We start from the raw sequence: 15,545 nt of genomic DNA on the forward strand, positions 1-15,545 counted from the left end.
GTCATCGTGCCGGTCGGCGCGAAGGGCGGTTTCGTGGTCAAGAATCCGCCCGCCGCCACGGCCGATCCGGTCGCCGATCGCCAAGCCCTGCAAGGTGAGGGCATCGCCTGCTATCGGACGTTCATCTCCGGCTTGCTCGACATCACCGACAATGTGGATCGCGCGACGGGCGCGGTGCTGCCGCCCGCTCGGGTGTTGCGCCGCGACGGCGATGACACCTACCTGGTGGTGGCCGCCGACAAGGGCACCGCCACCTTCTCCGATATCGCCAATGATGTTGCCCAGTCCTACGGTTTCTGGCTGGGTGACGCCTTCGCCTCGGGCGGTTCGGTGGGGTATGACCACAAGGCCATGGGCATCACCGCCAAGGGCGCGTGGGAGAGCGTGAAGCGGCATTTCGCCGAGATGGACATCGACACCCAGTCGGAGGACTTCACGGTCGTCGGTGTGGGTGACATGTCCGGTGACGTGTTCGGCAACGGCATGCTGCTCTCGCGGCACATCCGTTTGGTCGCGGCGTTCGACCACCGGCACATCTTCCTGGACCCGGATCCCGATGCGGCCGTGTCGTTCTCCGAGCGTGAGCGCATGTTCAAGCTGCCCCGTTCCTCGTGGGCGGACTACGACCGCGCGCTGATCAGTGAGGGCGGCGGCGTCTACGACCGCACCGCCAAGGTGATCCCGGTCTCCCCACAGGTCCGCGCGGCCCTGGGGCTCGGTGCGGCGGTGCAGACCCTGTCCCCGCCGGACATGGTGCGCGCCATCCTGCTGGCACCGGTCGATCTGCTCTGGAACGGTGGCATCGGCACCTATATCAAGGCCAGTGCCGAGACCGATGCCGAGGTGGGTGACAAATCCAATGACGTGGTCCGCGTGAACGCGAAGGAGTTGCGTCTCAAAGTAATCGGCGAGGGCGGCAATCTGGGGGTGACGGCGCTGGGCCGCATCGAGTTCTGTCTGAACGGCGGCAAGATGAACACCGACGCACTCGACAATTCCGCCGGCGTGGACTGCTCGGACCACGAGGTCAATATCAAGATTCTGCTCGACGGGGTGGTCTCGGGCGGTGCATTGGGCGCCGCCGATCGCACTGCGCTGCTGTCGTCGATGACCGACGAGGTCTCCGCACTCGTGCTGCAGGACAACATCTCCCAGAACGCCCATCTCGCCGTTGCCCGCGCGCAGGCCGCAGCGATGATCGCGGTGGACGGCCGCCTGATCGACGACCTGGAACGGCGCTGCGGCCTCGACCGTGCCCTCGAGGCGCTGCCGTCGCCGGTCGAGATTCGCCGACGGATGGAGGTCGGCATCGGCCTCACCTCACCGGAACTGTCGAATCTTACAGCGCGGGTGAAGCTTTCGCTGAAGGATGAGCTGCTCGGTGGTGACCTGCCGGACCATCCCGCCCTCGCAGCGGCCCTGCCCGCGTACTTCCCCGAACCGCTGCGCGCCCGATTCGGCGCGGCCATGCGACGGCACCCATTGCGGCGTGAGATCGTCACCACCGCGGTCGTCAACGAGGTGGTCGACTACGGCGGCGCCAGCTACGTCTTCCGGCTCGTCGAGGAAATGGGCGTCACCGCAGGCGACGCGGTGCGGGCCTTCAGCGCCGTCACCGCGGTCTTCGACCTGCCCGGCCTCTGGCGGCGCCTGCGGGACACACCGATGCCCGACGCGGTGCGCAACGAGCTGATCCTGGAGACCAGGCGCACGCTCGACCGTGGGTCCCGGTGGTTGCTGACAAACCGCCCGCAACCGATCGCCATCGGCGCCGATATCGCACGCTATCGCGATCGGGTGCGCCACATCGGCGCGGTGGTGCCGGCCTGGGTGGCCGATGAACTGCATACGGTCGCGCGCTCGGCGATCGAGGGCGGCGCGCCGACCGACCTCGCCGCCGAGGTCTTCGCCCTGATCTACCGGTTCCCCCTGCTGGACGTCATCGACATCGCAGAGATCACGCATCGGGATCCGCGTGAGGTGGTGGATCTCTATTACGCCCTCGACCGGCACTTCGACATTGCACGCCTGCTCGCGGCGGTGGCCGATCTGGATCGAGGTGATCGTTGGTCGGCGCTGGCGCGGCTGGCGGTTCGCGACGATCTCTACGATTCGCTGCGCGCGCTCACCATCGATGTCCTGCGGGTCACCGAGGCCGGGGGCGGTCCTTCGGAGCAGATTCAGTTCTGGGAGTCGACCAACCGGTCCCGGCTCGCCAGATCCCGCGCCGCCCTGGCCGAGATCCTCGACACCGACCATTTCGATCTGGCCACACTGTCGGTGGCCGCCCGGCAGGTGCGGAGTCTGATCGGCGGCGGCGAGTCGGCCGTGCTGACCCTGGTGCCCGCGCATTCCTGATGAGCCGGTCCGGGCCGACTGCGGCGGCCCGGACCCGCTCGATCCTCCCTGAGAACGCGATCGAATGACGCAGCGGGACAATCGATATGCAGTCAGCGCGCGGCGGCGGTACCGCAGTGACCGCAGAACCGCGCACTCTCGCTCAGCTCCTTCGCGCACACCGCGCACGCCCGGGGCGCGGGTGTGCGCATCTGCGCACCACATTCGGTGCAGTACTGCGCATCCTCCGCATTGGTCACCAGGCAGCGCGGACAATTCGTCCCCGTCGGGGCGCTCAGCACTGTCCAGGGGCTCGGGTAGGGGTGTTGCTGCCAGAGGCTCGTACCGCCCACCGCCACCGGATACGTGGTGTCGGGCATGCCGCGGGCCAGCCCTTGGCCCGCGCCGAGGGCGAGTTCGCCCGCAGCGTAGCGCTGAAAGTCGCCCGTGAGTCGAATGTAGGTGGTGTCCTTGGCGAGTCGCTTGAGCCGATCCGCGTCCTCGGGGACCAGACCGATGTCGAAATTGCCCAGGCGGGGGATCCGCAATCCGTACTCGTAGAGCGCGACATTGGTTTGGTGTAGCACCGCGGCCTCGATGGCGGGTAGTTCGGCCGACATGCCGAGCACTGGCCACTCACCACGCGAGACGCCTTGTGTGACGGCAATTTTCATGGCCTTCAACAGCAACTCACCGCACCATGAGGAGGTCGCGTCACGATCGGCGAGCGCGCCGGTGCCGGTCAGCATCGTGATCAGCGCCGCCGGGTCGCGGGCCGCCACCGCGAACTCACCGAATGCCCGCAGCGACACGACCTGTTCACTGACCGGATCGAGGATCTCGGTGAGCCGACCGCCGAAGCGAAAGCCGGTGAACTCCCGGGAGGAGACGAAATACAACTCCGCCCGGTAGTAGTTGCCGCCGGTCAGGGTGTCGACGACCGACCCGAGCACCGGGAGCTCGTCCGCGTCGATCCGGTGCCGACCCGGCCCCAACACCGCCAGCACCCGGCCCGACTTGAGGAACAGCGCCGTCTCGTCGGCGTTGACCATGGCCCGGCTGAAGCGCCGGATATTGACGTCGGGCCACTTGAACACCAGTTGGTTCTTGGCCTCCTCGGGGACCGCGATGAACTCCCGCTCGAACCACGCCATACTCATGCTCCATCATAGTTTCCGCATCGAGCGTATCGATATATAACGGCACGATCAATCATTACCTCTCAGCGACGGACCTGTTCACCGCTCGACCTGTCCCCTCTCGCGAGCGATAAGCACCTGTTGAATGTGCCGCTAGATAACGGTACATTGTTCGGAATATGACACGGGTCACCTGAAAGGTCACCACCATGACAACCGTTCAACCTCCCGAGACGTCGGCCGACGCGCTGGCGGCGGAGGATGCCGGCTATCACAAATCACTGCGCCCGCGGCAACTGCAGATGATCGCCATCGGCGGCGCCATCGGCACCGGCCTGTTCCTCGGCGCGGGCGGCCGCCTGGCCAGCGCCGGACCGGGACTGTTCCTGGTGTACGGGGTCTGCGGTGTGTTCGTCTTCTTCATCCTGCGGGCACTGGGCGAGCTGGTGCTGCACCGGCCCTCGTCCGGGTCGTTCGTCTCCTACGCACGCGAGTTCTACGGGGAAAAGCTGGCTTTCGCAGTCGGCTGGATGTACTTCTTCCACTGGTGCATGACCGGCATCGTCGACATCACCGCAGTCGCCACCTACATGCACTACTGGGAAGCCTTCCGCTCAGTGCCGCAGTGGATGATCGCGTTGATCGCGCTGGCCATCGTCGTGAGCATCAACCTGATCTCAGTGCGCTGGTTCGGTGAGCTGGAATTCTGGGCCGCACTGATCAAGGTGATCGCGCTGGTGCTCTTCCTTGCCGTCGGCTCGATATTCCTGATCGGGCGCTTCACCATCGAAGGCGCGTCCACCGGCCCCGGCGTCCTGGCCCACAACGGCGGCCTGTTCCCGGTCGGCGCGACACCACTGTTGCTGGTCACCACCGGCGTGGTGTTCGCCTACGCCGCAGTGGAATTGGTCGGAACAGCGGCAGGCGAGACGGAGAACCCCGAGAAGATCATGCCGCGGGCCATCAACTCGGTGATCGCCCGCATCGCCCTGTTCTATGTCGGCTCGCTGGTCCTGCTAGGACTACTGCTGCCCTACACCGCCTACCACGCGGGGGTGAGCCCGTTCGTCACCTTCTTCACCAAACTCGGTGTGCCCGCCGCCGGTTCGATCATGAACCTGGTTGTGCTCACCGCGGCCTTCTCGAGCCTCAACGCCGGGCTCTACTCGACCGGGCGCATCCTGCGCTCGATGTCGATGAACGGCAGCGCCCCGCGGCTCGCCGCCCGGATGTCGCGGACCGGCGTCCCCTACGTCGGCATCCTCGCCACCGGCGCGATCGCCCTCATCGGTGTGGTGCTCAACGCGGTGGTACCGGATCAGGCATTCGAGATCGTGCTGAACATGTCGGCCCTGGGCACCATCGCGTCGTGGACGGCCATCGTGCTCTGCCAGTTGCAGCTGTATCGGTGGTGGCGGCAGGGACGGGCCGAGCGTCCCGCGTTCCGGCTCGTCGGCGCCCCGTACACCAGCTACGCGACGCTGGTCTTCCTGGCCGGGATCATCGCGCTCATGGCATTCAGCGGCGACTATGTTCAGCGCGGAGCGGTGCTGGCGACGCTGATCGTGATGGTCCCGCTACTGGTCTCGGGCTGGTGTCTGGCACGAGGACGGGTCGAGCGCCTAGCCGCTGAACGCGAGGGATTCACCGGCCAATATCCCGTAGTGGCGGTACGGCGCCGCCGCCCGCTGCAGGACGCCGTGGTCACCGATAGCACCGAGGACTGATTTCACGGACACACCGCCCCCGGCCGTCGACGGTCGGGGGCGGTGCTATTTCCCACCGCGGGGAACATCGCACGCGCGCGCCATGCGGAGGGACCGGAGAATGAGGCCTCGATTTCATGGTGTGCGCGAGAGGTTTCCATGCCGGAGCAACCCGGGACGGCGAACAAGCCGGTGCCGCATCCCTGGGCAAACCGGCGGATGCGCGGAACCGAGGGGCCGCGACCGGTCTCGAACCCCTGGGCGACCCGGCGACCCGGATCGACCACACCCGCCCCGCCCGCGGCCCCGGTCGGTCCGAATTCCGAGGCGCTACCCGGCGAATCAGCCGCAGGCGAGACGGGATTCGACTCCGGAATGCGCTCGGGCCGCAGCGGGCGGTCCAGGCCCAGCGTGCGACGGCTCGGCGGCGGCCTGGTGGAGCTGCCGCGGAGGCGTGCCGACGATCCCCGGCAGGTGGTGCTCGCACACGCCGAAGTGCCCGAACCCAAACGGTTCTGCTGGAATTGCGCCCGTCCGGTCGGGCGACGGGGCCCGGACATACCCGCCACTACGGTGGGCGAGTGCGCGGATTGCGGCTCGCCCTTCAATTTTCGTCCGGCACTGGACGCGGGCGATCTCGTCGCCGGCCAGTACGAGGTACAGGGTTGTCTGGCGCACGGTGGGCTGGGTTGGATCTATCTGGCGGTGGACCGAAATGTCAGCGACCGCTGGGTGGTGCTCAAAGGATTGCAGAATCCCCTCGATTTCGAGGCCCACGTGGTGGCGCTGGCCGAACGCCAATTCCTGTCCGAGGTCGCGCACCCCGGAATCGTCAAGATCTACAACTTCGTCAAGCACGCGAGCCGGTCCGGCAAACCCGACGGCTACATCGTGATGGAGTACGTGGGCGGGCACTCCCTCAAAACCATCCTCGACGAGCATCGGCCCGCCCGTATCCCAGTGGCCCAGGCGATCGCCTACATCATGGAAGTGCTACCCGCGCTCGACTACCTGCACTCACTGGGTCTCGCATTCAACGATCTCAAACCCGACAACATCATGGTCACCGAGGAGGAGGTCAAGCTCATCGACCTGGGCGCGGTAGCGGCGATGGACTCCTTCGGCAGCATCTACGGCACTCCCGGCTACCAGGCTTCGGAGATCACCGAGACCGGGCCGACGGTGGCCTCCGACATACACACCGTCGGCCGCACCCTCGCCGCACTGGTTCTCGAACTGCCACGCGGGCCCGACGGCGAATTCCTGCTCGGCGACCTCGATCCCGCGGACCATCGGGCGCTGCGCCGTTATCCGGGCCTGCATCGGCTGCTGCGGCGCGCCACCGACGCGGACCCGGCGCGACGCTTTCCCTCCGCGTACTCCATGTACTGCCAGCTTGCCGGTGTGCTGCGGATGGCGCTGGCCACCGACTCCGGTGCCGAACACCCGCAGTCGTCTATCGAATTCGGTTCACTGCGAGGCGATTTCGGCATCAACGCGCTGATCGCGCGCACCGACGGCATTGTCAGCGGCGTCCCCCGGCACCCAGGACTCGATCCCAGCGACATCGTGGCGGCACTACCAGTGCCGCGGATCGACAGCGAGGATCCCTCGGCCGCGTTGTTGTCCACCCTGCTGCACGGCGAGCCGGTACACGCGCTCGATGCCCTGCAGCGGACCCACCGCCGCATCCTGGCCGGGACCATACCCGCCCCCGAGACCTACGAGCTCGAAGGTGCGCTCACCGCCGTCCGGGCCAATCTGGACCTCGGCCGCACCGGCCCGGCGCACGAACTGCTGGACGAACTGCGCCCGAACTACGGCGCGGACTGGCGAATCGAGTGGTACGGGGGGATCGCCGCACTGCTCGACGCGGACATCGACGGCGCGCATGCACATTTCGACACGGTCTACTCGATGATCCCGGGTGAGATCGCCCCGCTGCTGGCCCTCGCGGCCACCGCCGAACTCCGCTCCGAGACGACCTCCGAGAGCAGGGGCCGCGCCTGGCGTGAGCTGGCGATCGAGTGTTATCGCATCGTGTGGGGAGTCAATCACGGCGTGGTCAGCGCGGCCGCTGGACTGGCCCGCCTGTACGTGGCCGAGGGCCGCACTCCGGCCGCCGTCGAAATACTCGATCAGGTGCCGTCAACTTCCCGGCATTTCGCGGTGACGCGGCTGACCGGATGCCTGCTGTTGGTCTCGCGTCCGGTCGCGGAGATCACCGACACCGATCTCGCGGCGGCCGCAGCCCGGCTGGAGGAACTGGCCGAAGAGCCGCGCGCGCAACAGTTACGCGTTGTTGTGCTGGGCGCCGCCCTGGAATGTCTGCGGGGCGGCGGGCGACCTGAGCGGCCCGACGCATCGATACTCGGTCATCCCTTCACAGTGAGCGGCCTGCAGAACGGTCTCGAGTCCTGTCTGCGCGCGCTAGCGCGCGGCACCGCCGATCGGATGCACCGGTATCGGCTGATCGATCTCGCTAATCACATTCGGCCACGAACGCTTATGTAGCGGTCCGGTCAGCGGGCGCGCAGCCCGACGACTGCCGCCGCCACCACCGGCCCGGCCAGCAGCGGCCACATCCAGGTGCCGAGGAGGAAGTAGAGCGCCACCGTGAGAATCCCGATTGCCCCGACGGCCATTGCCCGGCGGGCCACGAGGCCAGAGTTCGGCGCGGGCGGCGATGTCTGTGGAGGCGCCGGAAGATCCACGAACAGCCGGGCGAGCGCGCCGATGGTCTCGGCCCTCCACACTTCAGCGCTGAGGTCCTCGAACTCGTCGAGGGTGAGCCGCCCGACGGACAGGTGCGCTGCGAGTTCCTGCAGTGCGTGCTGGCGGTCGAGCGCGCTGACCCGCACCCGCTGTGGATGGCTCATCGGGACAGAATAGAACCGCGGATGTCCCAGATCGAATCCTGAATTACCAAGGGCGGGAAGGGTTTCTGTTATCACGCGGCCGTTGCGCGGGAGTCTTTCCTGTCCAGGAAAACAGGTCGTTGTGTATCGGTACGACACATGATGTGACACCGGATCGCGCTACACGCTGGTCGGGTGTGGTTTCCTATATCCATGGCAGGTGGGGTGGAGTACACCATCGACGAGCTCGCGCGGGCGGCGGGCACCACTGTGCGCAGCGTCCGCGTGTACCACGAGCGTGGCGTGCTACCGCCACCACAGGTGCGCGGTCGCACCGGCTACTACGGAGGTGATCACCTCAATCGGGTGCGCACCATCAGTCGGCTGCTCGACCGGGGCATCAAGCTCAACGGAATCAAGGAACTGCTCGCGGCCTGGGATCGCGGCGACGACCTGGGCGCTGTTCTCGGCGTGGCCGAGATCGATTCTCAAAGCCCCGCTGACGCCGTTGATTCGGTCCCGGCGACCGAACTGCAGGAACGTTTCGCCGATGTGCCCGATGGACTGGCCCGCGTAGTCACTGCGGGGCTCTACGCCCCGGTTGATGCCACTACCTATCGGATCGCCGATCCGGAACTCGTCGGGTTCGTCGACCGGCTCGCCGGCGTCGGGGTGCCGAACACCGACATTCTCCGGGAGCTGGAACGTCTCGGCGCCGACTGCGATCGGATGGCCCGCCGGTTCGTAGACCTGTTGCGGCAGTTCGCCTGGGAGCCCTTCGCGGCGTCGGCACACGAGCCGCAGGACGTGGCGGAATTCTCTGAGCGCGCATCGCTGATCCGGACGCTGTCCGGCCGCATCGTTGCGGACCTTGTCACCCGGCAGGTCGAACGCCACCTCGACCAGGATGCCGACGTCTCCGAAGTCTTGCGCGACGCCTGATCTATCGACTCTTCCCATGTGTGGCTGTGTGCTGCATCTATCGTGCCGCTATATAACGGTACATTAAATGTCGTAATTCAGTGCGCCGTCATTCGGCGTCGGCGCGGCACGAACCACGGTGAAACGGAGACGTCGATGGCCACGACCTCGGCCCGTACTCGAACTCGAACTCTCAGTACAACTGCCACCTCGGCGCGATGGCGGAATTCCCTGGCGGCAGTTCTCCTCGCAGTTGGCGCGGTGGGCCTCGGCACGGCCTCGGCTGCCTCCGCCGAGGCCATCCCTCCCGAGGTGTGCCTGTGGGCGGGTGCGGCCTATCAGCCAGGCAGTACGGTCTATGCCGGCGGATGGGCCTTCACCTGTCACGCCGAGGGGATGGCGCACTGGACCTCGGCGCCCGATCCCGCTCGCCGCAGTACCGTGTACAGTCCCGGCGCAACCCGAAACCCCCAGGGCCAGTTCAGTCCTGGCGCACGCCAGCCCGGCACCGACTACAACGACTACTGTGTCGGCAGCCAGCTGATCGAAGGCACCGATGACCTGTACGAGGTGGTGGACGTTCGGGGCTTTCTGCTCTGGCGGTCGGCCGGGTCGGTTACCGACTGGCGATTCGACGCCGGATCACCTCGCCCGCAGCGGACTTGGCGCTCTGCGAGCCTGTGTATCGACGGTGTGCTGACATAGCGCGCCAACTGAATTCGGGCGGCCGCACGCGTGCGGCCGCCCGAATTCGTGTCACACCTGTGCGTCCCGGCCATGGGAGGGAGGAAATTTACCGGGACGGCGATCGTCACGAAGGCAGTCGACTCCGGCCGGTTGCTGCCGGCAGGACCACGCCATGAAAGGTCTCGGGTCTGACACGAGGGGGTGAAGTCCGAGCCCGTTCACGGACGCCATCGTGATATCGGCGGATCGCAAGTCTGAGGTGCGACCCGCCCCGATGTGAACAAAGCACACTCTAGGTCGTTCGCGGGGCAACCGCCGCGCCCACTCGTTCCAGTGCTGGGAAGATCTCGGCCCCTGGATGTTCGCCTCGTGGATATGCTGCAGTTCGCCGGGGGAGAGGGGCTGCTGCGGAAAGGGGAGTCATGGCTGCCACGGTGAGCCTGCCGCACCGGCCCGACGCGCCGATCCTGGACGCCTACATCTCCCACGCCCAAGCCGTATTCGATGCCCTGCTGGCCGCGCTGGGCACCGGCTCCGCGCGCACAGTCACCATCAAATCCCTGGAGACGACCGGTCCGGCACCACTGCTCAGCGGAGACATGGCATCCCAGTACGAAGCGAACCAAGAGCAGGTCGACCAGTACCGCACGGATCTGGGTTCGCTGGACGTGCGGGTCGCCGATATCGCCGCTCACTCCGCGCGGGTTGCCGACACCGTGCACGACGAGGTCACGCGCCTCGGCAACACCATCGGAGACATCATCGCCGGCGTTCCGGACAAGCCCCCCGTCGATCAGCAGTTGTCCGCGGTGGGCGACATCGACGCTGCGACAGGAGAGGCGGAGCAGGCCGTCCTCGACGCTGCGGAACGACTGTCCGGGCATGCGGGCGGCGTCGCCGCTCCGGGCGCGGCTCCCGGCCAAGGCTCCACCGCACCGACAACTTCGACGGGGGGCGGATTCCCGTACCTCGGCGGAGGCGGACTTTACCCCGGCGGAACCGGTACTCCGGCGGGAAATCATGCGCCTCGTGGCCGTCAACCGATCAACGCGCAACACATCACCGCCGGGATGCGGGTCCAGGCCAGTGACATCTATCAGTACCTCATCAATCGATACGGATTCACACCCGCCCAAGCCGCGGGAATCCTCGGCAATATGCAGGTGGAGTCCGGATTCGATACCGCCGCCTACAACCGCGGCGAGGGCGCAATCGGCTTGTGCCAGTGGGAAGGCGGCCGCCGCGGAGACCTCGAACGATTCGCCGCCTCTCAGGGGAAATCTGTCACCAACTGGCAGACGCAGGTCGACTTCATGATGAGCGAACTCCAGAGCGGCGAGTCGGCCGCCTACGCTCACCTGCGCGCGGCGCAAACCCCCGACGCCGCCGCGTTCGCATTCGACAAGTACTACGAGCGCAGCTCGGGCGAAGCGCGCGGCCTGCGCGTGGCCAACGCTGTCAATCTCGCCGCCAACCTGGCGAACGTCGCCCTGTGATGCGCAGGTTGGACAGCCGGTTCGCGGGGAGCTGGTCGAATTCCCAAGGCTGGGAATAGTTTTGCTCAACATAAGCAACTGATTGGTACTGTCCGCGCGTCTCGCATTCCGCGTCAGGCCCGAGTCCGGGTGCGTGGAAGCCATTCTGGAGCACGGAGAGTCATGAAAGTCCGCATCGCCGGGGTAGGGTCGGCCGTCCCGCCACACATCGTCACCAATGATCGACTGCTCGCGCATTTTCCGGGTCCTGCGAAGAAGCCGTGGACCGCAAGGGAATTCGAGGCGAAGACCGGCATCCGTGAGCGGCGTTTCAGTGTCGACTTCGACGATGCGGCAGGCCGTCCCCGCTTTCCGCTCGATTACGGTGAGCCGCCGGGTCCCGCTGGAATCCTGGCGGAGGCCGCATTGGTCGAGGCGCTGACGAGCGCCGGAATCGACGCATCCCAGCTCGATGCCCTTATCGTCGGCACCAGTACACCTGACGCACCACATTTCGGAAACGACGCGCAACTGCTGCACCATCGTGTGGGCATGCGCCCCGACGCCCCGGTGATGCACGTGGATGTCGGTTGCGGCGGAGCGGTTTTCGGCCTGCAGTGGGCAAAGGAGATGATTCTCAGCGGAGTTCGCGAACGAGTCGCGGTCGTCCTGGTGCAGGTGGTCTCCCCGCTGCTCGACAGCCAGACCTATCGCGACTCACTGCGCTACGACGGCAATGACAACGAGGCGTTCCTGACCGCACTGCTGTTCGGCGACGGCGCGGGTGCGGCAATCCTGGCCCGCGGGCAAGACGACTGCCCCTCGGAGTTGATCTCGGCGGTCACCCGCAACGAGTACTTCGAGATCGCCGTGCAACGGGCAGGCGGGAATCTGCGCCCACCCGGCGCGCCCGGGCTTGCGATGACCGAGTTCGCGGTCCACATCATCGGGAAGCGGGTAGCGGACGCGTACGCGCCGGCACTGAGTAAGACGATCCGTCAGGCCCTCACCGAGGCGGGGTTGCAGACCAACGACATCTCGCGTTTCTATCTGCACCAGTCCAACCGACGTCTGGTCGAGCAATTGACCGCCGACCTTGGCGCGACCGCCTCGCGAGCCCCGGTGAACGTCGACCATTACGGCAACACTTCCGGTGCCAGCGTGCTGATCCTCCTCGCCGAGGAGGTCCGGGCCGGCACTGTCGCCCTGGGCTCGGGCGACCCGGTGGTGCTCGCCGCGATCGGCGCGAACCTCCAGTACGGCGCACACATCATTCGGCTGTGACGCCGCGCCGCGCAGATCAGAAGCTCTCTTGCCGAGAGAGATGGCGTCCTGCCTGCGGTCGTCACCTCATCGCGCACCACAGGGCGTTTCTCAACTATGGGAATGAAATACCGTTAACGCCAAGTCGCTCGATTTGAATCGACGAGTCCTTCGCTAGGAGACGGATTCATGGTTGTCGCAGTCGTTCCCGAGGCGCAGCGTGAGCCTCTGAGCAGACACCGTCCGTCGGACCGGTCGCAGAAGCCCCAGGCCATCCTCCGCTTCGTAGGCGCTTGACGATGAGCGAGTGAGAGTACTGATCCCCACGAAAACGTTCCCGGCCGATTCGACCCGGACGAAATCCCCGTCTCCATTCGAAAGGATTCGCATATGGCCTTGCAAGCCATTACTGATGACATTGATAAGATCGCCACTGATTCGGAGTCTGAAAGGGGCGTCCTGGACGGTCTCACAAAGCAGCTCAGCGCGGCCCAGGGCGAAATCCCCCAGATCTTCGCCGGCGCCGCAGCCACCGCGGCCACGCAAATGCTGAACGAGGCTGTCGATACGGCGGGAAAAACGTCGAAGGACCTTTTGGACATCATTAGCAGCCTCCACGCCGCTAGCCGCGGTTACGATGCAGCCGACCAGGATGGCGTTGACATTGTTCGCGCCACCGCAGCCAGCGGCGGCGCGGCGGTCGGCGACGGCGCTGGCAAGATCGATACCTCTTGGGCAACCGCCTAGTTCGCGAAAGGAAAGAGAATGTCAGGAATCATCAAGGTAAACTCACAGGGCCTTGACGATCACCACTCTAACCTCCAGAATATCGTGGCTCAGATGCAGAGCACGACAACTCGAATCATGGGTCTCGCTAAGCGGCTCAGTGACTTGGGATTCCAAGGCGATACCGAAGGTGTATATAAAGCACGGATGAATCGTTTCCATAACGATGGGACACACCTTCAGGAACACCTTACTTCCTTGAACAATGCCATCCTGCAGGCTGGGGGAGGTCTCACTCATGTAGACAAGCTTAATGCCGCCAGGATGCAGGGAAGCCTCACGTAACCACGGTCACCTGTTAATCAATCGGCGGTCGGGCAAGCCCGCCGTAGGCGTATAGACCCTCGAGAAAATCGAGGGTCTATACGTGTTCAGCCAGCTTCCGGGCTTCCCAAAACCATGGGAACAGCCTTCGAAACTACCGCTTGAGAATTTATCGCTCATACCGCGCTGAGGCACCGGGGCGCCGCGTTGAGCCGCACGCCTTCGAACGTCGTTGATCTCTAAGGGAATAGCTCAGACGGGAACCCTCCTGGCCCACTCAATCTGGCGAATCTCTTGCCCTTCGTCGGTTCGGTATTAGGCGTCGGAAGATCGTTGCTGGGCCTGCTTCGCTGAGACCGTCTCTCACGTTGTCGACTTCGCCAGTTTCTTGAAGCAGGTTGGTACCGCCGCGCAACTCGCTGCGGAGGTTCAGCAAGCTGACCTGCACAGACCTCGAAGGGGCACTAGCCTGCTTCGTCGTGGATGGTGATGGAAATTTCTATGCGTCTCAGTTCTCGAAGCGGTATGAGTTTCAGCATTCGAGCTTCTTTGCCGGTGGTCCTGTTGCCGCTGCAGGCGTGCTCGAGGCCGGTAGCGGCAGACTGATGAAGATGACCGGCGAAAGTGGTCATTACCTCACCGAAAAGCGTCATCTGATGCAGGCTGTTGATCGTGTTCACGAACTCGGGGCACCGCTTCCGATGGATCGCGTCCAGTTTTATGGAGCAGGGTAGTTTGCAACTCCCGCATCCACGGCCATTCTCAAACTGACATAAGGTAGCTTATCGGCGTAGCTAGTTACTGCCATTGAACTGGTGCGAACCTTGCCCGCCCAGATCACCGTGAGGCTCCGATGAGCCCCGACGGCACCCGGCTACTGGATGGTCTGGACCCGCTTCCGTCTTGCGCACCAGCAGGTTTGAAGGGGCTGTTCAAAGCCGCCGAGGCCATCATCCAGAACGAGATCCGGATGCTCGGGTCGGGTACGCCGTCCAAGGCTCCCGACCTGCGCGCCGCACTGCGCGCACAGGGAATCGACAAACCCGACGACCAGTCAGCGATGATCGAGAAGTACAACGACCACGAGGGGGCGATCCGCAAGGCCGTGTCGGGTATCCAGGCGACCGATAAAGGCATTGTCGTGCAGACCGCCGGAATCGGCGATGTCGTGACGAACGCCTACGATGCCGCCGATGCCGCCGTCCGCGATCTGAACCTGAAGATCAAGGCTTCGCTCGGGTCGGTACAGCACAGGTATGACGACGCCGGGAAACTCATCGAGGACTATCTGCCGAAGAACATCGTCGACGGCTTGTTCACGGGGGTCTGGAATACGCTGGACACCGCACACAACAACGTCCACGGCGTTTCCGATCAGGCAGCTGCCGCCGCGACCAATATCCAGAAAGGCACCCCGGATTTCACCTCGACCCCCGAGTTCGCCGCACCGGTATCATTCCCAGGCTCCTTCTTCCCCAGTGGCAGTACCCCCTGGAGCGCCGGAGCGGGAGGCCGTGGACCCGGGGGCGGCAGACCAGCGATAATTCCCACGGGGGACCCGCCCACTGCGATGGCGATGATGAGATATCTCATCCAGGAACACCACTTCACTCCGGAACAAGCCGCGGGAATCATATCCAACGCGGAGTTCGAGTCGAGTCTCGACGTTTCGGCCAAGGGAGACGAGGGAACAGCCGAAGGCTTGTTCCAATGGCGTTTCAACCGTAGGTCGGGACTTCACACATTCGCGGGCGCGAATATCGGCGACTGGAGAACGCAACTCGACTACATGGTCAAGGAACTGTATGGTGGTGGCTTCCAGGACGCAGCCGCAGAGGTCAACGCGAACCCAATGAATGCCAAAAGCGTGGCCGAGTATTTCGACCGGGATTACGAGATCAGTTCTGGAGCCAACACCAGCCAACGTGGCGAACACGCCGAGGAACTGCTCAAGGCGTACCGCCGTGCGCAGTCCGTCTGAAGCCGAAATCCCCACCACTATCGACGGTTAACTCTTCCCATCCTTGGGAACCCTCATTCTCCTTGGTCTCACGGAATGATGGGCGGTATGGAAACATCGGAATCGCATGATCCAGAGGAGGATTGGCT

13 protein-coding genes are annotated in these 15,545 nt (G+C 65.0%); 11 read left to right on the plus strand and 2 right to left on the minus strand.

Annotation, left to right across the window (positions count from 1 at the left end; translation table 11 throughout):
- On the plus strand, positions 1-2,358 hold a 2,358-nt coding region (locus ACWELQ_RS02650), incomplete at its 5' end, for an NAD-glutamate dehydrogenase domain-containing protein (RefSeq protein WP_452395276.1).
- Between the two features lie 92 nt (positions 2,359-2,450).
- Here ACWELQ_RS02650 and ACWELQ_RS02655 read toward each other — a convergent pair.
- Positions 2,451-3,497, minus strand: a complete 1,047-nt coding sequence (locus ACWELQ_RS02655; RefSeq protein WP_452395277.1) for an SPFH domain-containing protein — start codon at positions 3,495-3,497, stop codon at positions 2,451-2,453.
- Between the two features lie 188 nt (positions 3,498-3,685).
- On the opposite strand from ACWELQ_RS02655, the gene ACWELQ_RS02660 reads away from it, so the two are divergent.
- Together ACWELQ_RS02660 and ACWELQ_RS02665 are read left to right on the plus strand one after the other, a co-directional pair.
- Positions 3,686-5,203, plus strand: coding sequence for an amino acid permease (locus ACWELQ_RS02660; RefSeq protein ID WP_452395278.1), 1,518 nt, complete (start codon positions 3,686-3,688; stop codon positions 5,201-5,203).
- A 138-nt stretch (positions 5,204-5,341) separates the two neighbouring features.
- Positions 5,342-7,696, plus strand: coding sequence for a tetratricopeptide repeat protein (locus ACWELQ_RS02665; RefSeq protein WP_452395279.1), 2,355 nt, complete (start codon positions 5,342-5,344; stop codon positions 7,694-7,696).
- 8 nt (positions 7,697-7,704) lie between these two features.
- Here the strand turns inward: ACWELQ_RS02665 and ACWELQ_RS02670 are convergent, their stop codons facing one another.
- On the minus strand, positions 7,705-8,061 hold the full coding sequence (locus ACWELQ_RS02670) for a DUF1707 SHOCT-like domain-containing protein (RefSeq protein ID WP_452395280.1): 357 nt from the start codon (positions 8,059-8,061) through the stop codon (positions 7,705-7,707).
- A gap of 192 nt (positions 8,062-8,253) precedes the next feature.
- On the opposite strand from ACWELQ_RS02670, the gene ACWELQ_RS02675 reads away from it, so the two are divergent.
- From ACWELQ_RS02675 to ACWELQ_RS02710, 8 genes are all read left to right on the plus strand, one after another.
- Complete coding sequence (locus ACWELQ_RS02675) at positions 8,254-8,982, plus strand: MerR family transcriptional regulator (RefSeq protein WP_452395281.1); 729 nt, start codon at positions 8,254-8,256, stop codon at positions 8,980-8,982.
- 240 nt (positions 8,983-9,222) lie between these two features.
- On the plus strand, positions 9,223-9,666 hold the full coding sequence (locus ACWELQ_RS02680; RefSeq protein WP_452395282.1) for a hypothetical protein: 444 nt from the start codon (positions 9,223-9,225) through the stop codon (positions 9,664-9,666).
- Positions 9,667-10,070: 404 nt separating this feature from the next.
- Entirely contained in the window at positions 10,071-11,144 is a 1,074-nt protein-coding gene (locus ACWELQ_RS02685; RefSeq protein WP_452395283.1) for a phage tail tip lysozyme, read from the plus strand.
- A gap of 162 nt (positions 11,145-11,306) precedes the next feature.
- Entirely contained in the window at positions 11,307-12,407 is a 1,101-nt protein-coding gene (locus ACWELQ_RS02690; protein ID WP_452395284.1) for a 3-oxoacyl-ACP synthase III family protein, read from the plus strand.
- A gap of 369 nt (positions 12,408-12,776) precedes the next feature.
- Positions 12,777-13,133, plus strand: a complete 357-nt coding sequence (locus ACWELQ_RS02695; RefSeq protein WP_452395285.1) for a hypothetical protein — start codon at positions 12,777-12,779, stop codon at positions 13,131-13,133.
- Positions 13,134-13,151: 18 nt separating this feature from the next.
- Positions 13,152-13,457, plus strand: a complete 306-nt coding sequence (locus tag ACWELQ_RS02700; RefSeq protein ID WP_452395286.1) for a WXG100 family type VII secretion target — start codon at positions 13,152-13,154, stop codon at positions 13,455-13,457.
- Between the two features lie 458 nt (positions 13,458-13,915).
- Entirely contained in the window at positions 13,916-14,170 is a 255-nt protein-coding gene (locus ACWELQ_RS02705; protein WP_452395287.1) for a hypothetical protein, read from the plus strand.
- Between the two features lie 119 nt (positions 14,171-14,289).
- Entirely contained in the window at positions 14,290-15,417 is a 1,128-nt protein-coding gene (locus ACWELQ_RS02710; protein ID WP_452395288.1) for a phage tail tip lysozyme, read from the plus strand.
- The last annotated feature ends 128 nt before the right edge of the window (positions 15,418-15,545 follow it).

It is taken from the genome of Nocardia sp. NPDC004722, assembly GCF_053601505.1.

Excerpts from the sequence above, each read along its gene's own strand:
- ACWELQ_RS02670 (WP_452395280.1), bottom strand. The coding sequence starts at position 8,061 with ATGAGCCATCCACAGCGGGTGCGGGTCAGCGCGCTCGACCGCCAGCAC.
- ACWELQ_RS02695 (WP_452395285.1), top strand. The coding sequence starts at position 12,777 with ATGGCCTTGCAAGCCATTACTGATGACATTGATAAGATCGCCACTGAT.
- ACWELQ_RS02655 (WP_452395277.1), bottom strand. The coding sequence starts at position 3,497 with ATGAGTATGGCGTGGTTCGAGCGGGAGTTCATCGCGGTCCCCGAGGAG.
- ACWELQ_RS02665 (WP_452395279.1), top strand. The coding sequence starts at position 5,342 with ATGCCGGAGCAACCCGGGACGGCGAACAAGCCGGTGCCGCATCCCTGG.
- ACWELQ_RS02675 (WP_452395281.1), top strand. The coding sequence starts at position 8,254 with ATGGCAGGTGGGGTGGAGTACACCATCGACGAGCTCGCGCGGGCGGCG.
- ACWELQ_RS02700 (WP_452395286.1), top strand. The coding sequence starts at position 13,152 with ATGTCAGGAATCATCAAGGTAAACTCACAGGGCCTTGACGATCACCAC.
- ACWELQ_RS02710 (WP_452395288.1), top strand. The coding sequence starts at position 14,290 with ATGAGCCCCGACGGCACCCGGCTACTGGATGGTCTGGACCCGCTTCCG.
- ACWELQ_RS02660 (WP_452395278.1), top strand. The coding sequence starts at position 3,686 with ATGACAACCGTTCAACCTCCCGAGACGTCGGCCGACGCGCTGGCGGCG.
- ACWELQ_RS02685 (WP_452395283.1), top strand. The coding sequence starts at position 10,071 with ATGGCTGCCACGGTGAGCCTGCCGCACCGGCCCGACGCGCCGATCCTG.
- ACWELQ_RS02690 (WP_452395284.1), top strand. The coding sequence starts at position 11,307 with ATGAAAGTCCGCATCGCCGGGGTAGGGTCGGCCGTCCCGCCACACATC.